The sequence below is a fragment of the Nitrosomonas sp. genome (genome assembly GCF_040240425.1).
Lineage (GTDB): Bacteria > Pseudomonadota > Gammaproteobacteria > Burkholderiales > Nitrosomonadaceae > Nitrosomonas.
In genome coordinates, this window is record NZ_QPHG01000018.1 from 38,713 (window position 1) to 62,659 (window position 23,947).

A 23,947-nucleotide genomic window follows, 5' to 3' on the forward strand; every position below is an offset into this window, starting at 1 on the left:
AACGGCCAGATTCTATCAAGAAGATGGCTGACTCTACAATTTTATCTGTTGACCTTATGCTCAAAATTTATAACTCAATCGCCCGGGAAAAACAAGATTTTGTTTCAATAACGCCTGGAAAAGTAAAAATTTATGTATGCGGTATGACGGTTTATGATTATTGTCATTTGGGACATGCGCGAGTTTTGGTGGTTTTCGATACGGTTAGCCGCTGGTTCACAGCCAATAATTTCGCAGTCAGCTATGTGCGGAATGTGACTGATATTGATGATAAAATTATCAAGCGCGCACAGGAAAATAATGAATCAATCGAAACACTGACACAACGTTTCATTCAAGCGATGAATGAGGATTCGGCCGCGTTGGGTGTTTTGCCGCCGAGCCATGAGCCGCGCGCGACGGATTTTGTTGAGCATATGATTGCAATGATCAGCACGCTGGTGGAAAAACGTCTGGCTTATCATGCGAAAAATGGCGATGTGTATTATTCCGTACATGATTTTCCCAATTATGGAAAACTTTCCGGTAAATCCCTGAACGACCTGCGCGCTGGCGAGCGTGTGGAAATTGATTCAAATAAAAAAGACCCGCTGGATTTTGTGTTGTGGAAATCGGCCAAACCGGGCGAGCCGTTCTGGGAATCTCCTTGGGGCAGGGGGCGTCCGGGCTGGCACATCGAATGCTCCGCGATGAGCGAACAGTTATTAGGCATTCACTTTGATATTCATGGTGGTGGGCAGGATCTGCAGTTCCCGCATCATGAGAATGAAATCGCGCAAAGTGAAGGCGCGCATGATCATCCTTTTGTCAATTACTGGATGCATAATGGATTCGTCCGCGTCGACAACGAAAAGATGTCGAAATCTTTGGGTAACTTCTTTACTGTCCGTGAGATTTTAAAATTCTACCAACCGGAGGTCGTGCGCTTTTTTATTCTGCGCGCGCACTATCGCAGTCCGCTGAATTATTCCGATCAACATCTTAAAGATACCAAGCTTGCGTTGGATCGCTTGTATATTGCACTCAAAGATGCCGGTCCGGTCAATGCGATAGCACTGGATTGGAATAACACCTACGCGCAACGATTCAAAATTGCCATGGATGATGATTTCAATACGCCGGATGCAATTGCTGTTTTGTTTGATTTGGCGAGCGATATCAATAAATCGGGTTCAAAAGAGAATGCCGGGCTACTGAAAACACTGGGTGGTTTACTCGGTCTTTTGCAGCAGAATCCGCAAGAGTATTTGCAGAATACAATCGCTACCGGATCATCGGATGCTTTGACGCCGGATGGCATTGAGCTGCTGATTCAACAGCGTATCAGCGCGCGTAAAGAAGGCCGGTACTCCGATGCCGACGCCATTCGTAAAAATCTGCAACAACAGGGCATCATCCTCGAAGACGGCGCGCAAGGAACGACTTGGCGCCGCACTTAGCGCACCATTTCACTCAAGCTAAATTTTCCACAGATATAGCGTGGAATTGGAGAAATCATCGAGTTTGATACTTTCATCCGCTACCACACCCGGGATAGTGAATGTATTGCTAATCAACAGACTTCCCGGGCGCATTTCCTTACCGGCCTTTTCCCACAACGCGGCCATCGGCACCGGCGACAGATAAACATAAACGACATCGTATTGGGAGAAATCCTGCTGCCAGAAATCTCCCCACACGATTTTGCAGTTTGGAACACCCAGAAAGCTTCTTAATTTACTGATCAAGAACGGTAAGGGAGCGGATTCAATGCCGTGAAACTGACCATTCTTGTGTGTTCTGGCTAGATTATTCAACAGACCGCCACATCCGCTGCCCAGATCGACAAAAGAAAATCGCTCTTTGCCCGGCAGTAGTGATTCCAACGCTTGATTTGCACGTTGACTGGAAAGATACAGCGGTACTTGGGTTTTATAGGTTTTTCCATAGACCAGCCATAGGCCGAGAAAAAAAACCAGGAACCATGTCGAGGAAATATTCCATGCCAGCGCAACAACAACCAGCGGTATGAAACCCAGATGAATAGCAACCCACCATACCGGCATGCGAATGAAGTAACTGAGTAATCCCGCCAATAATCCTTGCGCCAAACTCCATTCAAATACACCCAAACCGGGAAAAGCTTGTGACAGGATAATCAGATAAACCGTCAGAATGGTCACAATCTGAACAACTAATGCGGCAATACCCGGGTGGATTCGTTTTAACATGATAAAGAATTAAATGAGTTATGGATTCTGCAGTATTTCTTTACTCGGCTCGGCCTGCATATCAACATCAATGGTTTGGCCATCCATGGTCACGGCTTTCTCGGCTTTTTCGTTCATGACGACGATGCTGATCCGGCGGTTGATCGGATTCACAGGGTCTTCCTTGTCAAACAACACCGCAGACGATAAACCGATTACTTGCAGAACCTTGTTGGTATCCATACCGCCAATAATCAGCTCGCGGCGCGAAGCGTTCGCGCGATCCGCCGATAATTCCCAGTTACTGTAACCTTTGTCCCCGGTAGGGAAAGGTTTTCCGTCGGTATGGCCGGAGAGACTGATTTTGTTTTCCACGTCATTGAGCATTTTGCCAATCTCGCGCAAAATGGTTTTGGTGTACGGCTGCAAATCGGCTTTTCCCAGTGCAAACATGGGGCGATTTTGCTCATCGACGATCTGAATTCTTAAGCCATCGGACGTGATATCCAGCAAAAGCTGATTGGCGAATTTTTTCAAAGTGGGATTGTTTTCAACCGCTTCTTCGATTTTTTTCTTCAAGCCTTCCAATTTAATGCGCTCAATGCGTTCCTTGATAATTTTCTTGGCTTGGATGTCGTCTTTAATTTCACCTTTTTTCACTTCGCCGTGCTGCCGGGTCAGATCGGTGCCGCCACCTTTCAATATGCTGCTGGTTTCGCCTATGGACGATCCGCCCGTCATGGCGACCTTGAGTGGTGTTTTGAAATACTCCGAGATGCCTTCCAATTGACTCTTGGTGGATGATCCCAGCAGCCACATGAGTAAGAAGAATGCCATCATGGCGGTGACAAAGTCAGCATAAGCAATTTTCCAAGCGCCGCCGTGATGACCACCGGCAACTTTCTTGATTCGCTTGATGACTATCGGGCGTTGTGAAAGATCATCAGCCATAATTATTCTCGCAATTCAAATGGAACGTCATTCCGAAGCGGTTATTTTGATTTACTTTGTTTGACATGCTCTTCCAATTCCAGGAAAGACGGTCTTTCGGTCGTGAATAGCACTTTGCGGCCAAACTCAATGGCCAGAACCGGTGAATAACCGTTCAAATTGGCCAGTAGTGTGATTTTGATGCACTCAAACATCTTGCTGGACTCATGGAGATTATGTTCGAGTTTGCTTGACAGCGGACTGACGAATCCATACGCCAATAAAATTCCCAGGAATGTCCCGACCAGCGCCGCAGCAATCAAAATACCCAACTCGGCGGGTGGAAGATGAACGGATTCCATCGTATGCACCACCCCCATCACCGCAGCGACAATGCCGAAAGCCGGTAATCCATCACCGAGTTTGGCGACCACATGAATCGGCACTTCGCCTTCCTGATGGTGTGTTTCCAGTTCACTGTCCATCAGGCTTTCGATTTCGAGCGAATTGAGGTTGCCGCCGACCATTAAACGCAAATAATCGGTGATAAATTCGGTGATATGGTGATCGGCCAGAATATCCGGGTATTTGGTGAAAATAGGGCTGCTGGCGGGATCATCAACATCGCCTTCAATCGACATCAACCCTTCTTTGCGGATTTTTCCCAGCACTTCATACAGCAGTGTCATCAAATCCATGTACAGTGCTTTGGTATATTTGGAGCCTTTGAAAACGGTCGGTAACGCTTTCAACGTGGCCTTGAGCGCTTTGTTCGAGTTACCGACGACAAAAGCGCCCACTGCACCACCGCCAATCATGAGCAATTCGACCGGCTGCCACAGCGAAGCGAGATGCCCGCCTGCCAGTGCAAAGCCGCCAAAAACAGAAATAATGATGATGAGATAACCAACGGATACAAGCATTGCGATGACTCCCTCGAATGTAATTACGCAATTTTTTGATGGCAAATTCTGGAGTGGGAAGTTAACACATCACTCCGGAATTCATTCTTGGGGATAAGGTTGGTTTTTTCCCGGTATTTCCGGGTTTTTTGTATTACTTAAGAATTTCTTTCACGAAAACAAGGTATAAATTGTTTATGAAGGTATTGTCTTTCATTCATCGGAAAGATGATCTTCCATGAATAGCAATGTATTTAGATAACCTGGAGAATTGAATTTTACTTCGATAGCCTACCTTCAATAAAAAAGGCAGCGCAGGTATTAATGCAAGATTTTCGCTTAAGAAATTAGAAAAGTTGCTCAACAAAATAAATAACTTCTATTTATTTGCTTTTGAAAATTTTCTTCACAAATGTGAGAAAATGTAAAACTCTAGCTTGCATGATTTACTGTAATTCTAGAGTTTAAAACAATAACTGATACTTGAAAATGTAAAATTAGCACTTGAAACAATAATAAAAACAGGAAAATATATGTTAAGAAAATCTCAAATCTCAAATCTCAAATCTCATAGCTTGATAGCGGCGAGTATCATTGCGGCAAGCACATCCTCGCTTGCTGTTGCTGATCAAATCTCACCGAATCCGAACTATGGAACGATACATCTTAGTTCCTCATCTGAAGTTTATGAAAATTATTTAGCTCCTTTTGAGAATTTTGGTTCTATATTTATTCATCCTAATGCGAGTTTGCTGAATTACGGGGATTTGCAAAACAATGTTGGCGGGCAGTTGTGGTTATTAGGAGGAGACAGCCCAAGCGATGCTTTAACTGTGATAAAAAATCTGGGTAGTCTTAGTAATGCTGGATTTATGCATTTGGGTTACGACGCAGAGATTAGCGGGGACGGCTCCATAAATAACTCTGGATATTTAGATGCTTACAATTCAGAAAATATCTCATCTTCCTCAATTAATAACTCTGGTGATTTTTATAGTTCTTTTGTATTAAAAAGTTCAGTAATAACCAATTCCGGTTTTTTTGTCGGAACGGGTGCGGTATTTTCTGAAACTCTTACAAATTCTGGTTCTTTTGATGGTGCGTCTTTTATGTTTGCAAAGACTTTTACAAATTCAGGCACCTTTAAAAATACTGGATCCTTCATGAATCTAAATGAGCATGAAGAGTGGACCTTCGGTTTAGAGTACATTCAAACTAATGGACAAACTATCAATCACGGTCAGCTTGGGTTCTTGTCAATAGAAATTTTAGGAGGCAGCTTGAGCGGAACAGGTGTGCTCATGGGCGACGTGACTATAGGTTCAAGTGCAACCGTAATTCCAGGGTCATCGCCGGGAACCCTAAGTATCGATGGCGATCTGCATAGTAGCGGGAATTATGTTTTTGAAATCGCAGGGTTGAATAGCGGTCAATACGATGTGCTGGATATTGACGGCAATGCTTTCTTCACCGGCGGCAATTTCAAATTCGATTTCATCGATGGTTTTATTCCTTCAGTCGGCGATCATTGGGATTTCCTGGTTGCGGATAGTTTAAACGGTCTTGGAACGGTCAATTTCACTTATGCCGGTTTAGGGAGTGGATTGGGTATCGATCTTCACAGCGAAGGTGGCAAAATTTCTTTGACGGTGATCACCGCAGTTCCCGAACCGGAAACCTATGCGATGCTTCTGGCAGGATTAGGCCTGATGGGTTTCATGACATACCGAAGAAAGCAAAAAGAAGCGGCTTGATTTTTATGCGTGTTAGTTAAAAGCAACCCAGCTTCGGCTGGGTTTTTTGTTGGGAATTTTCTTGAGATTTTTAGATTCTGAGCATTTATTCATTGGAAAGATAATCTTGCCACTGATCATTAATCGGGAGTGGGGTTTTTCCCTTTGTTTTGATCGATTTCTTCCTGCTGTTGTAATTCCCACATCTGCGCATACGTGCCACCGCTTGCTAGCAATTGCTGATGCGTGCCGCGTTCGATGATGCGGCCATGATCCATCACCAGAATCTGATCGGCATCGGCGATCGTCGACAGCCGGTGCGCGATGGTCAGTGTGGTGCGGTTTTGGGCGATGCGTTTCAATTCCGCCTGAATACGCTTCTCGGAATTGGAATCGAGCGCCGATGTTGCTTCATCAAAAATCAGAATAACCGGATTCTTCAAAATGGTGCGGGCGATCGCGACGCGTTGTTTTTCGCCGCCGGATAGCTTCAAGCCGCGCTCGCCCACAATCGTGGCATATTTTTCCGGCAGGCTTTCAATGAAATCATGGATATGGGCAGCACGAGCGGCAGCAAACACTTCCTCTTGCGCGGCCTCCGGCCGTCCGTACGCGATGTTGTAATAAATACAGTCGTTGAATAACACGGTGTCCTGCGGCACGATACCCATCGCGGCGCGCAGGCTTTGCTGGGTCACCGCGCGAATATCCTGATCATTGATTTGAATGCACCCCGATCGCACATCATAAAAACGGAACAGTAAGCGTGCCAGCGTCGATTTACCAGAACCGCTGTGACCGACGACGGCAATGTTCTGCCCGGCGGGAATATCGAAACTGACGTCGAACAGTATCTGACGGTTAGTTTCATAGCTGAAATCGACATGATGAAAGCGGATGGTTGCCTGATCGGCAGCGAGAACTTTGGCATCCGGTTGATCCTGAATTTCCCGGTTTTCATCCAATAATGTGAACATGCGTTCCATATCGGCTAGCGAATGCTTGATTTCGCGGTAAACAAAACCGAGAAAATGCAGTGGCATGTACAGTTGCAGCATAAAAGCATTGATCAGTACCAAATCGCCCAATGTCATGACGTCATCGATGACTTGATCAGCCGCCAGCAGCATCAGTAAAGTAACACCGATTGCGATGATTGCGCTTTGCCCGGCGTTCAGCGTGGCCAGTGAGGTTTGATTGCGGACAGCGGCTTTTTCCCACGATTGCAAATGCTCATCGTAGCGTCGCGCTTCCCAAGCTTCGTTGCCAAAATATTTTACCGTTTCGTAATTCAATAAACTGTCGATCGCCTGGGTATTGGCTTTGGAGTCCATATTATTCATGGTGCGGCGGAAAATCATGCGCCATTCGGTGACGATCAAGGTGAGTGCGATATAAGCCAGCAACGTGAGGGAAATGATGATGGAAAACCGGATATCGTATTGCTTGATCAGGATGGCCAGCACCAAACCGATTTCCAGTAACGTCGGCAGAATATTGAACAGCATGAAATTCAGCAAAAAGGAGATGCCGCGAGTGCCGCGTTCAATATCGCGTGAAACACCGCCAGTCTGGCGTTCCAGGTGAAATCGCAGCGACAGCGAATGCAGATGGCTGAATACTCTGTTCGCTACTCGCCGGATCGCCCGTTGAGTCACTTTGGCGAATATTGCGTCGCGTAGCTCACCAAACAAAGTGCTGCACAAACGCAAAACACCATATCCGATTAACAAAAAAACCGGTAGCACCAGTTCCGCGCGCGGCTGATCCAGAGCATCGACGATTTCCTTCAGAACCAGCGGTACCGAGACATTGGCCAGTTTGGCCAATACCAGCAGGCTGAGCGCCAGGATCACCCGCACTTTGAATTCCCACAAATAGGGTAATAGTGCGGCGATGGTTTTCAGGTTATTGCGTGTGGCGGCAGGTTTCTCAAGACGGGTGGGGCGCATTGCAAGGATCAACGATGTAGAGTGTAGAAGTAACTGAAAATAAATGTGTTTTGTAAATTGAGTTTCTTTGCGCTACGGCATTAAGGTAACATAAGTACGGTCACTCTGCTTTTTCGTTGTTGTATTGAGTATGAACAAAGCGCCATTCCGATGAAATTTTAATAGGTTGTGTCGCATTCATTATGGAAATTACTTGTTATCGAGATCTTGAAATCAGCCGGGAAGCGCGCCACTTGCCGGCGAGTACTTACAACCTGGCGATTACCTTATTATCGCGCTGTCCGACACGGCATTTGTTCGTTCCCATCCGCAGCATGCAATACATGGCAATCGTCGACCATGAAGAATTTGTATTCATCGATGGCGAACGTAAATGCTGGGTCGATATCGCGTGGCGGAATTTTGAACGGCAAGCGCGTGATGCGTTGGATCAACCGGTTGCGTACGATGCCGTGTATTACCGCGAGAACATGGCAGCTGTGATGAAGCGCTTACAAAGTGAATTTCCCGTGGCGTTGCAGCTGCTGGTCAATAAAACGATGCTTGAAGGTCCGGCGCGGATTATTCATTTCCCGGCGAGAAGTTAATCGTCTTCTTTCAACTCGGCATCCCAGCCTTTCGCCTTGGCGCTTGTTATCGCCTCGGAATACAGCCGCATGTGACGCTCTCGCAAGTCATCCGGCAAACGGCTGGGTAAATGTGCGTAAGGTTCCCATGCCGCATGAACTTTTTCGTACAAAGTCTGCATCTGTGCACCGCTCCAGCCTACACAGGTTTCCGTTTCCGGCAGAATACCAAATATCCAGGCGTCGCGTACAATGCGGCCTAAGTGCGTGAGTCCTTCATTTTCATCTTGATTGATACCGGCATATCGCTGATTTGTCATTGCAATAATCTCATAAAAATTTTAATTCACGGGAAGCTGTTAATACGTAACAATCAAACTTGATGCGACGATGCCGATTCCGGCACCGGTTCCGATTTTTTGTTGAATCGGTTCAGGATGTGATACGACATGCTGTTGGCAAGCTCTTCCTCGGCAAAAAATACCGTGCCGATCTGATCTTTCCGCAGCAATGCGGTCTCGTCTTCGCTGCGGCTGCGTAACACAATCTCGATATCCGGATTCAATGTGCGCGCGGTATCGATCATTTGCCGCACATTCAGCGGATCCGCCGTGGCAATGACCAGCATGGCAGCATCCTTAATATGCGCTTGGATCAGCACGGAAGGTTCCGTGGCATCGCCGGATACGGCGGTAGTGCCTTTTTTACGCAAATCCTGCACCAGCTCGCGATTTTGCTCCGCAACAATGTAGGGAATATTTTTTTCGTTCAACGCCAGGGCGATACTTTGACCGACATGCCCGTAACCCACCAGCACCACCTGGCCCTTAAGAAACTTACGTTCCGTGCTCATCGGCAGTTCCGCATAGGGATCGTCGCGATTTTCGTATTTTCGTGCCACAGTGGAATGCTTTAATATCAAATTTCTGAACGGCGTAACCGCGGCAAATGCAATCGGGTTGAACGCGATGGAAATTAACGCTCCAGCCAGCACCAAGCTCATTCCTTCCGCTGGCATCAATCCAAGCGATAAGCCCAGTCCGGCGAGAATAAAGGAGAATTCACCAATTTGCCCCAGGCTGGCGGCAACGGTCAGCGAAGTATTGAGCGGATAACGCAAAGAAAGAACTAATAGCATGGCTGCCATCGATTTGCCGACGATAATAATGGCGACTACCGCTAAAACCCGTATCGGTTCTTCGATCAGCACGGCCGGATCAAACAGCATGCCGACCGAGACAAAAAACAGTACAGCAAACGCATCGCGCAATGGCAGGGATTCTTCGGCGGCACGCTGACTGAATTTGGATTCGCGCATGACCATACCGGCAAAGAAAGCGCCCAGCGCAAACGACACATTAAATAGCGCGGCGGCGCCGTAGGCGATACAAATGGCGACCGCGACGACGGCCAGGGTGAACATTTCACGCGAACCGGTGCGAGCGACCTGCCATAGCAGCCAAGGCAGGAAGCGGCGGCCCACGATTAGCATCAAAGCGATAAACGCAGAAACCAGCAATAATGTGATGCCGATGGTGCGCCATAGCGGATCGGCTGGGCTTCCACTTTCATTCGTACCGCCCAGCATGGTCGCAAACGACGGCAACAATACCAGAATCATAACGGTAACCAGATCTTCGACGATCAGCCAGCCGACGGCAATACGACCGTTCATTGTTTCCAAAAGACCGCGCGACTCGAGTGCTTTGAGCAGCACGACCGTGCTGGCACATGATAGCGACAAACCCAACACCAATCCGGCGCCCAGACTCCAATCCCACCAGGACGCCAAAGCCATGCCCAGACCGGTTGCAACGGCCATTTGCACGATTGCACCGGGTACTGCGATGCGCTTGACCGACAGTAAGTCATCCAGCGAGAAGTGTAATCCGACGCCGAACATCAATAACATGACACCGATTTCAGACAATTGCGAGGCAATCTCGACATCCGCGACAAATCCCGGTGTGGTCGGACTGATGGCAATCCCGGCCAGGAGGTACCCAACCAATGCGGGCGTTTTAAGCTTTTCGGCAATGAAACCAAAAATCAAAGCCAAGCCAAAGCCGGCTGCAATCGTCGTAATCAGGGCAACGTTATGTTCCATTCAAATCCCAAGGTTATGGTTTATTGGCTTGAACTTCAGGGTGTTTCTATTGTAACGGTGTTGCCGGGAGTTTTATCCGACAAAGCCGGTGTGTTCAAGAATTTTTCAAATTCGATGCGCTCTTCTTCGATCGCTTCCAGGATTTGAAGTTTAAATTCTTCGCGTGAAAATGCTTCTTCCAGCATCAGCAGGAGTTTCTCTACGGTCAAGCCAATGGTAATACCCCCAATGATACCACCGATAGCCGCGCCGATGGCTGTGCCGATGCCGGGGATGAATGATCCCAATGCGGCTCCCGTTGCTGCGCCCGCCGCAGCACCGCCCAAAGCGCTGACCGCTTTACCGGCGGTTACTTTGATCAGGGCTTGCGCACCGAGCTTGATAATGCCTTTCCCGGCCACTTTGGCGGTAATTTTACCGGCGATGGCGCCGGTAATCGCACCGGCGGTGCCAATGCCGCCGGAAATCAGCATGCGATTTTCCAGATTGACGATTACGCTATGTGCCGGCGGCTCCTTGAGCGCACTTAACGAAGCGTGCCGTACGACTTCAAGCTGGGAATTATCGAGACGCTCAACGCGATTCTCGGCCAGAATCTGCTCCACTTTCTGCATGTGCTCGGTGCGTAACTGCTGATTACTCTGCAAAACTTCCTCGATGGATTGTTGCACCGGACCGAACACATTGCCTTTCATCAGATAATTTTGCAGTTTCTCAGCCATCCAATTTTCCAGCACGCCGGTTGCCAATGCCACAATCCGCTCATATTCCCCCGGCAGGCTGTAATACCAGTCGAGATAGGCATCGACGTTGTCGGTCATTTGCTGAAAACCGGTGCCGGTGGTTTCGCGCAGTTTTCCCAGCGATGCTTCCATCTTGCTGAGGCTATCGAGATAGGCTTGTTCAATCTGCGCGGCGGTTCCGGGCTTATAGTATTCATCACCGATCATTTCCACTTTTTGCACGACAATTTGCCTTGAAGCGTGAATCTCTTCGATAGTCTCAGGGTTGGAACGCAACCAAGCATCGACATAAACCGTCGATGGAACATAGATGAAGAAAACAAAGAAAGTGGCAAATGCCGAGGTGATTGCCCAAGCCCACGGTGAAACGGCGGGCGGTTCATCACTATCCTGCAACGGTGCAAATACACGACGGTATTCCGATAGGGGCACCATGAAACTGGATATCCCCAGCGCCACATTATAAAAGAACAGCAAACTGCCGAGGAAAACAGCGCCGAGATAAAGCGGGTCGCTCAATGAATGCAGACTGCCCAGCGCGTAACGCTTCAAGCCTTCGATGAAACCCAGCAGCCGGTTGGTTTCAAGAATCAAGATGCTGTTTGTGGTGCCATCCAGCCGCTGGCTTTCCTGCGCAATGGCTTCCGTTAATGATGCATATTGGCGATTCACATCACTAGGATCGGCAAATAGGACAAAAAATACCGCCATGGTTAATGCAGCTGCCCAACGCGACCAAGCCAGTGATTTATGCACAGCAATGTAGGGTTTGTATTCACGTGCCGCAATGGGATAGAAAAACGCATAAATGATGGCAAAAACCGGAATGGCGGCAAAGAATACAACCCATTCCTGTTTTTCAGCGGAGCCGAGATAAAACAACAGTAAAAAGGAGAAGATAACTGACCACAACAACCACCCGATATACGACAGAATCCGCCGGGTAAAAAACCAATGCAGGATGCCCAGTTTTTTAAATTGACTGGACAAATAAATTCTTTCAATCGTCACCGCATAAATTGCCGCAACGTAAATCGGCAAACCAAAAAACAGTGTCACTAATAAAGCAAACCACAACTGCCGATCCGGGATCAAGCGGCCCAAGAAATACGCAAATGCCAGCCAGCTTGCGGCGAAAGCCAGATAACCGATAAATCTCACAAAACTAAAGCTTTTAAGTGCAGAGAACACCACGTGATTCCTTCATGATTGACAACTGGGGATAAATGTTTCGCAGCAGGGTGGATCAATAAATTTAACAGCTGGTTGATAGTAGACTTGATCCGGTCAGGGACTGTCAAGCTGTGATTCGTTGCTTTGTAAAGTTTCATGCTTTAAGTAAAAACCGGTTAAATTTTGCTTGAACTATGGACTAACAAATTGTATCTGCTAGTCTAGGCGTTTTTATTGAATGCGCGTTGTGAAACACTGGACTACTATCGAATTGCCAATACCGGATTGGCTCAATACTTGGGCTGCCGGTATTCCGCAGACTTTTCCTGAAATAAACCAGCGAATGGCGATGGTTATTGATCTGGCACGCACCAACGTGGAGCATGGTGGAGGGCCGTTTGCTGCCGCTGTTTTTGATCAACGCACGGATGAGCTCATTGCGCCCGGTGTCAATTGGGTTGTTCCGGGAAAGTCTTCATTGCTGCATGCGGAGGTTATGGCACTCGCTTTAGCGGAACAACTGCTGGGTAGTTATGAGTTAGCCGGTCAAGGCTCGTTTGAACTGGTAACCAGCGTGGAGCCGTGTTGCCAGTGTTTAGGTGTGTTGTTATGGAGCGGTGTTGCTGCACTTGTCTGCGGCGCGCATTCCGAAGATGCGCAAGCTATCGGCTTTAACGAAGGACCACGCTCGTCGAACTGGGAAACGGAGTTGCGGCAAAACGGCATTCGCGTGACGCGGGAGGTGATGCGGCCGGAGGCAATTGAAGTGTTACAAAGTTACCGCGGGGAAATTTATAACAGTCATTTACGCACCCGGCAGAACCATAGCGGTTAAATTATGATATTTTTACGTGATTTTACAGAACAAGCTTTGCAGCAAAGCGTAACGTCGAGCATTCCGTATGAATTGATAGAACTGACATGAAACAAAAATTTCTAGCACATTGTTTGTATTGTTTCATTATGTCGGCGACAATGACCGGCTGCGTTTCGGCCACTGTCACCGCAGTGAATCTTGGTTTTTCCAGAGCTTTTGTTGAAGAGTGGCTGTATTCATGGGGTATTGCTTTTCCAATCGGCTTTGCGCTTTTGTTGCTGCTTTCACCTGTGTATCGGCGTGTAGTGGAGTCAATACTGCATTGATCTTCGCATTAGATTAATGTGATTATATTTTGCCGCATCAAGATCTAAAGGTTTTCCTTATTTAAAAACAATAGATTTACCAATAGTCATCGTTGTACTCACTGGGTACGATGCGCGTCCTTTGCTTATCTGCCTGGGGTTATTGCGAGCATGAATTTAGCATTGAGTTCAAATGCTGAGTAAAGTCTTCTGAAAATACATTAGAATTAGAGTGCAAGCTCTTAAAGTGTAATAAGAAGTATTTTTCTGTGTCATACTCATTTCTTTAATCAGAAATATAGTCTGTCAGTTGTTTCATTAGTTTTACTCCTTATATTTTGCCGGTGTTCTATAAAATTGAGAACACCGGCTTTTTATTTCCACTTTTACTTTATTGATGTACTTAGAAACGAACCATAAGTAATTAGTTGATCTCAAATGCCTGTTTTAATCATGCCGCCAAGTAGTTCCGCAAATATTTTGAAAAAAATATTTAAAACAACAATAAATATAATTAATTCCAAGATAATTTTCATTTAAAAAGAGGGTAGATTAGTTTTTCAAATTTTCGTATCTTGCTTAGACTGCGACACTGTCTAAATAAAATCGATTACCCCTATAGGGCAAATTAGTATAACCAAGGTTCCAATCATATTTTCAGGTTTTACACTAAGCTTATCGGGTATTGCGCTTTATACATCAAGGTCGAAACTCAACCATCAAAATGGGTAGAATTCGCGCATTTAGTATAGTTATCTGGTTCGGATGAATTTTGTTTTGATTTTCAGAAATAACAGGGAAATCCCTCTGTATTCTTAAAATTGGATTCAAGTATCGAGTTAATAATGCTCATTATAGCTTTGAGGTATCATTACAAATGTACCGGATCAAGTGATACGGATGTCCTAGCAAAAAGGGAATAATTGCTTATAGTTTTAATAAAATAACAAACCTATACTGTACCTTTGAACAGTTAAAATAAACTCAAAGCTTTAGGTAGTTAAACTTGTTAACTTTTATTGTAGAAAAGCGGTAATTCCTTCAAGTTTGATGTGCCTACCATTGATAAGCTGTATTGCCTTGTTACCGGAGATAGAAAATGACACGAATTTTAGTAATCGCACTACTGCTGCTCAGTTCACACGCATCCGCTTTTTCCGTAGAGTGGATTCCATTGAGTGCAGCGGAGCGCAATGGAAATCCATTGAACATCCATGGAAATCCGGTTATTGAATATAGAAATGCCGGAAAAGGCGGAATCGATTGGACTGTCACCGGCGATGGACCAACAGGCGGGCGCGGAATACGGGAATTGTGGCTGTTTGATGACTCGGCCGCAGGCATACCCGGAACCAGTCAAGCAACTACTTCATTTTCGGTAGTTAGCAACAGTGTCGGTTTCGTTATGGCTGGAGATCATAACGATGGTTTTGCGCAGTTTTTTGTGGATGGCATAGATGTCGGCACCTATGATATGTACCGTGGAGGAAACAGGATTTTAGTAGTTACTGAACTGGATGCCGCTGTACATTCGTTAAAAATTGTACAACTTGGCCTGCATAATCCCGCTTCAACCAAAGGCGATGTTGCGATTTTTGGCGGCGCTGCATTCAATATGTCTATTTCTCCGGTCCCAGAACCGCGAGTCTATGCCATGTTGTTGTCCGGGTTGATTTTTCTGGGTTTCTTCGCGCGACGCAGAAAGCAAGTCATTACATTGCACGTACTGTAATAGCGATGGTATCAAATACTCACGCTCCCTGTGGCATGACATGTGGTCATGCCATCACAATCTCTCAGTAAAATTTTCTTTTTTATCTTACGGTTAATGGATTAACAGCAGTACAGTGTTCGCCAATCCAACGCCCCTGCGTTTCTGCCGTTGCATGCATTGGAGTGCCGCCCACGGTACTGTCGAATTCGGTATTTCCTGAGAAACTTTCAGGACTGGTGAAAGTACCTTGCGCTACGCCATCTCCCTGAAAATATTGGTTTGAGCAAACGAGCTCCAACTGATAATTGTTACCCTTGCGCGTTGCATTCTGTACCGTGCAACCGGAACGATTTTCGTAAAAATATACGGGAATTTCTTGTTTGGCCATTTCCGGGGTGATGCAGATTTTTGCTGCAGCTGCCCCGTTTTCTATTTTGGGCAATTTAAAACCATAGCGGCTGGCGAGGTCATGCAATTGCTGCATCTGTTCCGAAGGAATATGAGGCACTAGTGCCAACAAATCGGAGCGAGTGGTGATTTCCCATAATCCTGGACGGATGTGTTGGTGAGCCATGCTGGAAGTAACTATCGTCAGGGTAAACAAGATTGAAATAATAATTTGATGCATGGATCCTTCACATTTCCTTTTCAAAGCCATTTTATGGTCTGCGAATTTCAAGTTTTAGTAAGTTTAGCTGACTATAGGAAAATATAGGAAAAATCACTGGAAATTTTTATTGATGTTACTATTAAACTAGGGGCTGTAGTAGATCAGCTTAAATCTGAGTCCAAAGTTTAAGTGTAAGAATTCCTAGCGTTGTTTACAGTATTCAGGAGAATACTGTAGATGAATATACACAAACGCACTCGCTTAACATTATTGGATCGCCAGGAAATTTGGCGGCTTTATCAAACCCGGTTCTGGAAGGTAGTTCAGCTGGCAGAACACTTCCACGTCAGCTGTCCAACGATTTATGACGTACTGAAACGCGCCAGACTCCAGGAATTTACTCCGCGTGACAGTACCAACCAACGGTTCAAGACGTTGCAGTATGGCCTTAAACGTCTGACCAAGGTCGAGCAAACCATCCAGGAACGTCTCAAAGGTGAAGCGAAGCGCTATAACAAATCTTACCCGGGCGAGCTTGTTCACTTCGATACCAAGCGGCTTCCCTTCTTGAAAGGACAGTTTGCCAATGAACCTCGCGAGTATCTATTTGTGGCTATCGATGATTTCTCCAGGGAGCTGTATGCCGATATTCTTCCCAACAAAACCCAGCATAGTGCAGCTTGCTTTCTCACAAGCACTGTTGCTCAATGTCCTTACCAGATCGACTATGCTTATTCTGACAACGGCAAAGAATTTAAAGGAACCGACGGCCATGCTTTCATCAAGGCTTGTAGGCAGCACGGTATCGGTCAGAAGTTTACCCGTATCAATCGTCCGCAAACCAACGGTAAAGCTGAGCGGGTTATCCGCACCCTGATGGACATGTGGCACAGCAAGATTCACTTTAAAGACTGCTCCGATCGACGCATTCAGCTTCTCCGTTTCATTAATTTCTACAATACCGTTAAGCCCCTCATAAGAGTTTGAATAATGCCACCCCTTATGAAATACTCAACGCTTATTTCAATCAATCTCTCTGTAAACAACCCTGAGATTTCTTACATATTAATGATTCCGGACAGGTAGTGGGATCACTCCAAATACCTGGCTATATAAGTCACGCCTTCCTTTACAGCAATGGCGGAATAACCGAACTTTCATGGTTGCCTATCGTAGTGGCATCTGGATGGACTGATCTTATCCCCCGTGCCATCAACAATAATGGACAAATAGTTGGATGGGGAACTCATGGAGGCCACTACGAAGCATTTTTGCTTTCATTTAGTCCCGATACGGTATTCCCTTTCATTACTACCCCCCCAGTACCAGAACCCACAACTTACGCCATGCTGTTAGCCGGCTTGGGATTGCTGGGTTTCGTGCTGCGCCGCGGACAACAAACCGTTTGACCGGTTGGCTAATGATGCATCAAGGCTATTTACGGATGAGCCTTGATGGATGAATGGTTAAAGCAATCAGAAGCGGTTGAGCGTGGTAGACAGCGGAACTCCACTGTATTCACTTTTCTGTAGATTTACCATGGCAGTGAAAGGGTAAGATGCTGAATAATGATTTCAGTGTACTTACCCTACCATTCAAATGCGCAAGCCAGCGGATCATTGGGAAATACTGTTATCGCAATGCCTTGCGGATTGTTTCCGCTAATTCTTCAGCGACAAATTTGGCGATATAAGCATCAGCACCGACCGATTTGACGTGTTTTTCATTGGTTTCACCCGTTAATGAAGAATGAATCACGACCGGGATTGATTTGAATCGTTGATCACTCTTGATATTACGGGTTAGTGTGAAGCCATCCATTTCCGGCATTTCCAAATCGGTCAGGACCAGCGCAACCTTGTCCTGAATCGTCTTGCCTTCGGTTGCGGCAGCCTCCGACATGGATTGAATGCGATTCCAGGCTTCCAGTCCGGTTTTGGTCATGACATAAGGAATATTAAGCGCTTTAAGTTCATTCTCAACCATGCTGCGTGCCAGTGGCGAATCGTCGGCAGCCAGAATGACTTGTCCATCGGGCAATTTGATTTCGGGGCCGATTTTATCGAGTGATATTTCCGCAATCTGCGAAGGGAGCACATCACGCAGTATCTGTTCAACATCCAATACTTGCGCCAGCCGGGAGTTTTCTGTGTTACCGTCGATACGAGCGATGCTGGTGACCGATTTGCCGCCTTTGCCTTCCGCAGCAATCACTTGATTCCACTCCAGACGTACAATTTCATTGACTTCTTCGACGGCGAATGCCTGGGTCGAGCGTGCATACTCAGTGACCAGCATGATCGGAAGTCCTTTTTTCGGCGTACAGCCGACCACTTTAGGTAAGTTGATCACGGTAATCACTTGGCCGCGAATATTGGCTACGCCCATCACTTCAGGAGGTGCGTTGGCGATTTCAGTGATGGTGGGCATGACCAGAATTTCACGAATTTTGAATACATTGATACCGAATAATTCCCGTTGGCCGTTGTTGGAAGCTTCGCCCAGTCTGAACAGCAACAGTTCAAACTTATTACTGGTAGTCAAATTAGTGCGTTCGTCAATTTCGTGCAATGCTGTGTTCATAAAATACGCTCCGCAAGTATCGAATGTGTTAAATCCGGACTATCCATCTATCCGGTAGAGAATTTGAATCAATAGGGGCAGTGTATCGTATCGATTATTAATGGAAAAACGATAGCAACGCTATAAAATGCCCGCTTCTTTGCGTTTTCAGAAAGTGTATGAATTCTGCAAAATAAACATAGATTCGTTTTACTGTAAGGCTGACAGCGATACTACAGGGTCAATGAAGCATGTCATTTCGGGGCTGAACTTTATTTTACGGGGATTATCTGAATTAAGGCCGATTCTCCTTGTTTTTTCATGATTTAATAGAACGTAGACCCAATGAGGCTGGGCGGTAATTTTGCCGGAATCGGCAGTCACGACACCTATATTCAAATCAATTAATGCCGTACATAGCACGCTGTAGTAACTGATTGTTATCCGGAGAGAAGAATGGATGTATATACGAGCATTCCCAAAGAATCAAAGCACTCGGCGTTAATCAAGGGATTCCGGATACTTTTTCTGAATCTTTATTGCGGTATTCAATTACTGGCTTTCCGCCGCCATGCGATCGACCGGATAACCGTCTCTTACGATCAGTTTATTCTGCTGCTGGGTTTTTATACACTTACGGCACTGGTTGTTTCGTACGCAGCTACACCCAATCCTGTTTTCGATCTATCCGGTCTGGGTTATCTGGGTGTTAAGCTACTGATTGCACTGGTAGTAGGGTATGTTTTTGCGAAGTTAACTGGAGACCAAAGCGATTTACTCAGGATTCTGGTCATTACCTATTGCGTTCTGCCAGCGCTTTACTTGATTTCTTTTGCCCTTTTAGCCTATCTGCCGGTGACGACTCTGGTAGCCGGTTATGTCGCTTTTATCGCGTGGGCCTTAGCGGTATGTTTTTATATCGCGCTGCAATTGCTGGAATGGAACAAACCCAAGGCGGCATTGATTGCCGCGCTTTGGCTGGGTGCCTCGTATCCATTGGTCAATTTATCGTTCAGCTTTTGGTACGAAGGGTATGACGATGATAATGAATTGGCTGCGTATTCCACTGGCGCACTGCATGAGGTCAATCAGGAGCATGTTTATTACAGTCAATACCGGCTTCTGAACAACGCGCTGGATCCGATAAAGCCCGGCATTACAGGCGTCAATGATCTTTTCTTTATAGGATTTGGTTCTGACTCTTCTCAGGATGTTTTCATGAAGGAGATCGAACATGTACAGCGTGTCATGGACCAACGCCTGGGCACATCGGGACGCTCTGTTGCATTGATTAATAACCCCAAAACACTGGATACAACACCGCTGGCATCTTCGACGAACCTGAGAATTGCATTAAAGCATATCGGCAGCAAAATGAATCCTGACGAAGACGTGGCGTTGCTTTACTTGACCAGCCACGGATCGATGGATCATGAGCTTGCAGTGCAAATGTGGCCGCTTGATCTGAATAATATCCGCCCGGAAGATATTAGAGCCTATTTGGATGATGCCGATATCCGCTGGCGTATTATCTTGATTTCGGCCTGTTACTCCGGCGGTTTTATCAAGGCACTGCAAAATGAATACAGTCTGATTTTTACCGCAGCCGCACCGGATAAAGCTTCATTCGGCTGTTCAAACGAAAATGAATACACTTATTTTGGCGAAGCGCTGTTTAAAAATCTGGAAGACAAGCCTTATCAGTTCGTTGAACACTTTGTTCAAGCGATGGAAAGAATCCGGCAACGTGAGCGCTACGAGAACCTTACGCCATCTGAACCGCAATTATTTATCGGTAATTTGATGAAAGAAAAATTGAAATTGCTGGAGCGGGATATTGTGAGTAGCGCCGCTCCTTAATGGCGGTTTTATGTTTAGAACTTGTAGCCTCGATGGAGCGCCACGATACCTGCGGTTAAATTGAAATACTCCACGCGGTCAAAACCGGCCTGTTCCATCAGTTCTTTTAATTCCGGCTGGGAAGGGTGCATACGGATCGATTCTGCTAAATACCGGTAACTTTCCGCATCATCGGCGATTACTTTTCCCATGGCCGGAAGTAATTTGAACGAATAGGTATCATAGGCGGGTTGCAGCGGTTTCCAGACTTTGGAAAATTCCAGCACAATAACCGTTCCGCCCGGCTTAATGACCCGGAGCATCTCTTTGAGTGCGACATCCTTGTGCGTCATATTTCTAAGACCGAATGCAACGCTCACGCAGTTAAAATAATTGTCGGGAAAGGGGAGTTTCTCAGCATCGCATTGCGCTACAGGCGTGGGCGTGCCTTCATCGATCATGCGGTCACGGCCGATGGAGAGCATGGAGTTGTTGATGTCGGTCAACCAAACCTCACCGGACTTGCCGACTTTTTGCAAAAAGAGCGCGCTTAAATCTCCGGTACCACCCGCGATATCTAAAACCTTATCACCTTTTTTTACGCCGCTGACTTCAATGGTAAAGCGCTTCCACACTCGGTGCAGGCCTGCCGACATTAAATCGTTCATCAGGTTATAGCGTTCCGCTACGGAATGAAATACTTCCGCGACTTTGCCGGCTTTTTCTTCTTCTGCAACGGTATTAAAGCCAAAATGAGTAGTTTTTGTCATGACGGGAATTGAATTTTAGAGAGTGATGGCTGAATGATGACCGGTAAAAATTTACTTGCAGGAATGCTGCGCAGTACTCGCCCGGCTTGCGGGTTCACGGCTGGCGCCTGCTTCGTCCATGCGCTGCAAATACCGCTGCCACATTTTATCCTGATTAAGACCGAAGTTATAGAGCAAGTCCCATGAATAAAGCCCAGTATTATGGCCGTCAGTAAAATTAAGCTGTATGGCATAATTACCAACCGGCTCGATTTTGACGATACTGACCATTTTCTTACCGGTTTGCAGCACTTCCTGCCCGGGACCATGTCCGCTGACTTCGGCAGAGGGCGAATAAACGCGCAAAAATTCACAGGGAAATTGGAAAGTTTTACCATCGGAGAAAGTGATATCCAGAATTCTGGATTTTTGGTGTAACTTAATTTCAATCGGATAAGGAGTGTCTTTGGTTAAACCGGCCATGTCGTATTCACTGCATTGGGATTAAAAGCTGATGGGGTGCATTGTAGCAAACTGTACGGAAAAAATTGATCGATACAGGAATTTATATGACGGCAACAATATTGATTGTGGAAGACGAAGCTGCGATACAGGAATTGATCACTTATAATTTGCAGCAAGCCGGTTACGAGACAGTTTGCGCGGATAATGCCGAGAAAGCCATGACGCTGATCGCGGCGGCTTTGCCGGACCTAATCCTGCTGGATTGGATGCTGCCTGGAATGAGTGGCGTTGAATTCGCCCGGGTGCTGCGGCGTAACGAACGCACACGCTTGATTCCGATCATCATGCTCACCGCGCGCGCGCAGGAAACGGATAAAGTCGCCGGTTTGGAAATGGGTGCGGATGATTACATCACCAAGCCGTTCTCGCCGCGTGAGCTGGTTGCGCGTATCAATGCCGTGCTGCGCCGATTGATTCCTGAGGCATCCGACGAGGCGGTTGAAATCGATGGTTTGCGGCTTGAGCCGGTGAATCACCGCGTGACAGCCGGAAGCCAGGAAATTGAATTGGGGCCGACGGAATATCGTTTGCTGCATTTTATGATGACGCATACCGAACGGGTTTATTCACGCAGTCAATTGCTCGACCGGGTTTGGGGCGATCATGTATTTGTTGAAGAGCGGACCGTCGACGTGCATATCCGCCGGTTACGCAAAGCGCTACAATTGGCGGGTAAGGATGAATGGATACAAACTGTCCGCGGCGCGGGTTACCGGTTTTCTGCCACGGCCGTGCAGCCAACTATAGATTCCGGTTCTGACATTTAAGCCTTGATCACTGCGCTTAGCCGCACACATCGACACGAAGCCGATTGATTAAAGAAAAAATGCAAAGTTATGATTGTCTATCCGATGCGGCAGCAAATTTTCAAAACGATTTCAGCCGGAATTTTCTTCGCCTAATGACTTTTCTCAGGATTTATTAAGTGTCCGATATCTGGCAGCGTTCCTCCAACATTCTTTTTATCATCTTCATTACCGCGTTACTCTGGATGATGTTTGGCGCCGTGAATGCTTTGTTTTTCTTCGGCGTGGTCATGCTATGGATAGTGTTTCATCATATCCGTCACATCGTTGCATTGGAGCGCTGGCTGCAACTCTCGGATCATACGCCGGCCAGTATTCCGGCGGGCTCTGGCGCCTGGGATGATGTCTTTGCGCATTTGGCGCGTTATGTGCGCCAGCATAGTAAAAGCCAGGAGTTACTCAGTTTGGCGCTGGAGCGCATGCAAAGTGTCACGTCCGCGATGCCTGATGGCATTGTGATTCTGGATGAACATGACCGGATTGAGTGGTGTAATCCAATCGCCGAACAGCATTTGGGAATTAATCTGTCGCTGGATGCAGGGCAACAGATTACCTATCTGGTCAGGCAAATACCGTTTGTGACGTATCTTGCCGCCGGTCAATTCAGCAATCCTTTGATTCTGAAACAAACGCGCCAGCACGGTATTATCGTTTCACTACAATTAGTGCCGTATGGTTATAACCAGAAACTGCTGATCAGCCGCGATATTACGCGCTTTGAGAAAATAGAAACGATGCGGCGCGATTTTATTGCCAATGTGTCTCATGAGTTACGCACGCCGCTCACCGTCATCGGCGGGTTTCTTGAAACCTTATCAGCCGATGAGCAAGTCAATACCGGTTTCAATAAGCGTGCCCTGGCCTTAATGACGGAACAAACATTCCGCATGCAGCGGCTGATTGAAGACTTACTGATTTTGTCACGCCTGGAAAACGAACAAAATAAGGTGAGCGAAAAGACCGTGGATGTCGTGAATTTGCTGCACGCTGTTCTGCAGGACGCGGAATCACTCAGCGCGGGCCGCCACCAAATCAAATTGAATGTTGCCGCACAAGATCAATTATTGGGCAGCGAGGAAGAATTGCGCAGCGCATTTGGCAACCTGATCAGCAATGCCATTCGCTACACCCCGGATCGGGGCGAAATTACGATCAACTGGGAGAAACGCAACGGGCAGGGGGTATTCTGGGTGCAAGATAGCGGCATTGGTATCGAACCGGAACACATCCCGCGTTTAACGGAACGCTTTTATCGCGTTGATAGCAGCCGTTCACGCGAAACCGGCGGCACCGGACTGGGACTCGCGATTGTCAAACATGTATTGAACCGGCACGAGGCACGCCTCGAAATTACCAGTCAAGTCGGCAAAGGCAGCCGGTTCACGATCTGGTTTCCTGCCAAACGGCTGGTATCGTCGGATGCGTGATACTTGTAGACGATCTGCACCGGCTTTTTGCGTGGCCTTCGTATTAAGCTTTTCCGGTCGATTCAACGGAGGAATGCTGTAGCGATGATTATTTATCCGGCTCCGTGTTTTTCTCTTTTTCTTTGCTGTCGGGAATTACCGCGTCGGCAACGGCACCAGCCGCTTTAACCGTGACTTTGACTGCCGTCGCAGCAGCAGTGACGGCAGCATCGGCAACCGCCACGACAGCACATCCTGTCAAATAAAACAGGAATAGAGCTGCTATCAGTAATCGTAAAGTGGAAAACATAGGTATGTG

23 protein-coding genes are annotated in these 23,947 nt (G+C 46.8%); 11 read left to right on the forward strand and 12 right to left on the reverse strand.

Annotated features, from left to right (window positions below):
* Positions 1-56 precede the first annotated feature (56 nt).
* A complete protein-coding gene (gene cysS / locus DU481_RS08675) occupies positions 57-1,439 on the forward strand; it encodes a cysteine--tRNA ligase (RefSeq protein WP_350133798.1) in 1,383 nt (460 codons plus the stop codon).
* An 18-nt stretch (positions 1,440-1,457) separates the two neighbouring features.
* Here cysS and DU481_RS08680 read toward each other — a convergent pair whose 3' ends face one another.
* From DU481_RS08680 to motA, 3 genes are read right to left on the reverse strand one after another with little or no spacing between them, the layout of a single operon-like run.
* On the reverse strand, positions 1,458-2,210 hold the full coding sequence (locus DU481_RS08680; protein ID WP_350133799.1) for a class I SAM-dependent methyltransferase: 753 nt from the start codon (positions 2,208-2,210) through the stop codon (positions 1,458-1,460).
* Between the two features lie 18 nt (positions 2,211-2,228).
* Positions 2,229-3,140, reverse strand: coding sequence for a flagellar motor protein MotB (gene motB / locus DU481_RS08685; RefSeq protein ID WP_350133801.1), 912 nt, complete (start codon positions 3,138-3,140; stop codon positions 2,229-2,231).
* A 41-nt stretch (positions 3,141-3,181) separates the two neighbouring features.
* Positions 3,182-4,042, reverse strand: coding sequence for a flagellar motor stator protein MotA (gene motA / locus DU481_RS08690; protein ID WP_132425845.1), 861 nt, complete (start codon positions 4,040-4,042; stop codon positions 3,182-3,184).
* Positions 4,043-4,554: 512 nt separating this feature from the next.
* Here motA and DU481_RS08695 point away from each other — a divergent pair.
* On the forward strand, positions 4,555-5,775 hold the full coding sequence (locus DU481_RS08695) for a PEP-CTERM sorting domain-containing protein (RefSeq protein WP_350133803.1): 1,221 nt from the start codon (positions 4,555-4,557) through the stop codon (positions 5,773-5,775).
* A gap of 119 nt (positions 5,776-5,894) precedes the next feature.
* Here the strand turns inward: DU481_RS08695 and DU481_RS08700 are convergent, their stop codons facing one another.
* Positions 5,895-7,706, reverse strand: coding sequence for an ABCB family ABC transporter ATP-binding protein/permease (locus DU481_RS08700; protein WP_350133805.1), 1,812 nt, complete (start codon positions 7,704-7,706; stop codon positions 5,895-5,897).
* Between the two features lie 182 nt (positions 7,707-7,888).
* Here DU481_RS08700 and DU481_RS08705 point away from each other — a divergent pair, with 182 nt between their 5' ends.
* Positions 7,889-8,293 (forward strand): hypothetical protein, encoded by a 405-nt coding sequence (locus DU481_RS08705; protein ID WP_350133807.1) that lies wholly within the window; start codon positions 7,889-7,891, stop codon positions 8,291-8,293.
* Here DU481_RS08705 and DU481_RS08710 read toward each other — a convergent pair.
* The 3 genes from DU481_RS08710 to DU481_RS08720 are packed head-to-tail and all read right to left on the reverse strand — an operon-like array spanning position 8,290 to position 12,313.
* A complete protein-coding gene (locus DU481_RS08710) occupies positions 8,290-8,592 on the reverse strand; it encodes a hypothetical protein (RefSeq protein WP_350133809.1) in 303 nt (100 codons plus the stop codon). The two genes, DU481_RS08705 and DU481_RS08710, sit on opposite strands and share 4 nt — an antisense overlap.
* Positions 8,593-8,645: 53 nt before the next feature.
* On the reverse strand, positions 8,646-10,379 hold the full coding sequence (locus tag DU481_RS08715) for a cation:proton antiporter domain-containing protein (RefSeq protein ID WP_350133811.1): 1,734 nt from the start codon (positions 10,377-10,379) through the stop codon (positions 8,646-8,648).
* A 35-nt stretch (positions 10,380-10,414) separates the two neighbouring features.
* Positions 10,415-12,313 carry a hypothetical protein gene (locus DU481_RS08720; protein ID WP_350133812.1) on the reverse strand — a complete coding sequence of 633 codons (1,899 nt, stop codon included), beginning with the start codon at positions 12,311-12,313 and terminating at the stop codon, positions 10,415-10,417.
* 220 nt (positions 12,314-12,533) lie between these two features.
* On the opposite strand from DU481_RS08720, the gene DU481_RS08725 reads away from it, so the two are divergent.
* The 3 genes from DU481_RS08725 (at position 12,534) to DU481_RS08735 (ending at position 15,149) form a co-directional block, all read left to right on the forward strand.
* Complete coding sequence (locus tag DU481_RS08725) at positions 12,534-13,130, forward strand: nucleoside deaminase (RefSeq protein WP_350133814.1); 597 nt, start codon at positions 12,534-12,536, stop codon at positions 13,128-13,130.
* Between the two features lie 86 nt (positions 13,131-13,216).
* On the forward strand, positions 13,217-13,438 hold the full coding sequence (locus DU481_RS08730; protein ID WP_350133816.1) for a DUF2798 domain-containing protein: 222 nt from the start codon (positions 13,217-13,219) through the stop codon (positions 13,436-13,438).
* A gap of 1,078 nt (positions 13,439-14,516) precedes the next feature.
* Entirely contained in the window at positions 14,517-15,149 is a 633-nt protein-coding gene (locus tag DU481_RS08735; protein WP_350133818.1) for a PEP-CTERM sorting domain-containing protein, read from the forward strand.
* Positions 15,150-15,231: 82 nt separating this feature from the next.
* Here DU481_RS08735 and DU481_RS08740 read toward each other — a convergent pair whose 3' ends face one another.
* Positions 15,232-15,759: a DUF3617 domain-containing protein gene (locus DU481_RS08740; protein ID WP_107804074.1), complete on the reverse strand. Its 528-nt coding sequence runs from the start codon at positions 15,757-15,759 to the stop codon at positions 15,232-15,234.
* Between the two features lie 219 nt (positions 15,760-15,978).
* On the opposite strand from DU481_RS08740, the gene DU481_RS08745 reads away from it, so the two are divergent.
* Positions 15,979-16,728, forward strand: coding sequence for a DDE-type integrase/transposase/recombinase (locus tag DU481_RS08745; RefSeq protein WP_350133821.1), 750 nt, complete (start codon positions 15,979-15,981; stop codon positions 16,726-16,728).
* A gap of 77 nt (positions 16,729-16,805) precedes the next feature.
* Positions 16,806-17,150, forward strand: a complete 345-nt coding sequence (locus DU481_RS08750; protein ID WP_350133841.1) for a PEP-CTERM sorting domain-containing protein — start codon at positions 16,806-16,808, stop codon at positions 17,148-17,150.
* Between the two features lie 223 nt (positions 17,151-17,373).
* Here DU481_RS08750 and DU481_RS08755 read toward each other — a convergent pair whose 3' ends face one another.
* A complete protein-coding gene (locus DU481_RS08755; RefSeq protein ID WP_090319349.1) occupies positions 17,374-18,324 on the reverse strand; it encodes a chemotaxis protein in 951 nt (316 codons plus the stop codon).
* 435 nt (positions 18,325-18,759) lie between these two features.
* Here DU481_RS08755 and DU481_RS08760 point away from each other — a divergent pair, with 435 nt between their 5' ends.
* Positions 18,760-20,163 (forward strand): C13 family peptidase, encoded by a 1,404-nt coding sequence (locus DU481_RS08760; RefSeq protein WP_350133823.1) that lies wholly within the window; start codon positions 18,760-18,762, stop codon positions 20,161-20,163.
* Positions 20,164-20,177: 14 nt separating this feature from the next.
* On the opposite strand, the gene ubiE is transcribed toward DU481_RS08760, so the two are convergent.
* Complete coding sequence (gene ubiE / locus DU481_RS08765; RefSeq protein WP_317530791.1) at positions 20,178-20,912, reverse strand: bifunctional demethylmenaquinone methyltransferase/2-methoxy-6-polyprenyl-1,4-benzoquinol methylase UbiE; 735 nt, start codon at positions 20,910-20,912, stop codon at positions 20,178-20,180.
* A 51-nt stretch (positions 20,913-20,963) separates the two neighbouring features.
* Positions 20,964-21,374 (reverse strand): gamma-butyrobetaine hydroxylase family protein, encoded by a 411-nt coding sequence (locus DU481_RS08770; protein WP_350133824.1) that lies wholly within the window; start codon positions 21,372-21,374, stop codon positions 20,964-20,966.
* An 86-nt stretch (positions 21,375-21,460) separates the two neighbouring features.
* Between DU481_RS08770 and phoB the strand changes: the two genes are divergently transcribed.
* Positions 21,461-22,183, forward strand: coding sequence for a phosphate regulon transcriptional regulator PhoB (gene phoB / locus DU481_RS08775; RefSeq protein WP_350133826.1), 723 nt, complete (start codon positions 21,461-21,463; stop codon positions 22,181-22,183).
* Between the two features lie 158 nt (positions 22,184-22,341).
* Positions 22,342-23,649 carry a phosphate regulon sensor histidine kinase PhoR gene (phoR, locus tag DU481_RS08780; RefSeq protein ID WP_350133828.1) on the forward strand — a complete coding sequence of 436 codons (1,308 nt, stop codon included), beginning with the start codon at positions 22,342-22,344 and terminating at the stop codon, positions 23,647-23,649.
* Between the two features lie 88 nt (positions 23,650-23,737).
* Here phoR and DU481_RS08785 read toward each other — a convergent pair whose 3' ends face one another.
* Complete coding sequence (locus DU481_RS08785; RefSeq protein WP_350133830.1) at positions 23,738-23,938, reverse strand: NF038104 family lipoprotein; 201 nt, start codon at positions 23,936-23,938, stop codon at positions 23,738-23,740.
* Positions 23,939-23,947: the final 9 nt, after the last annotated feature.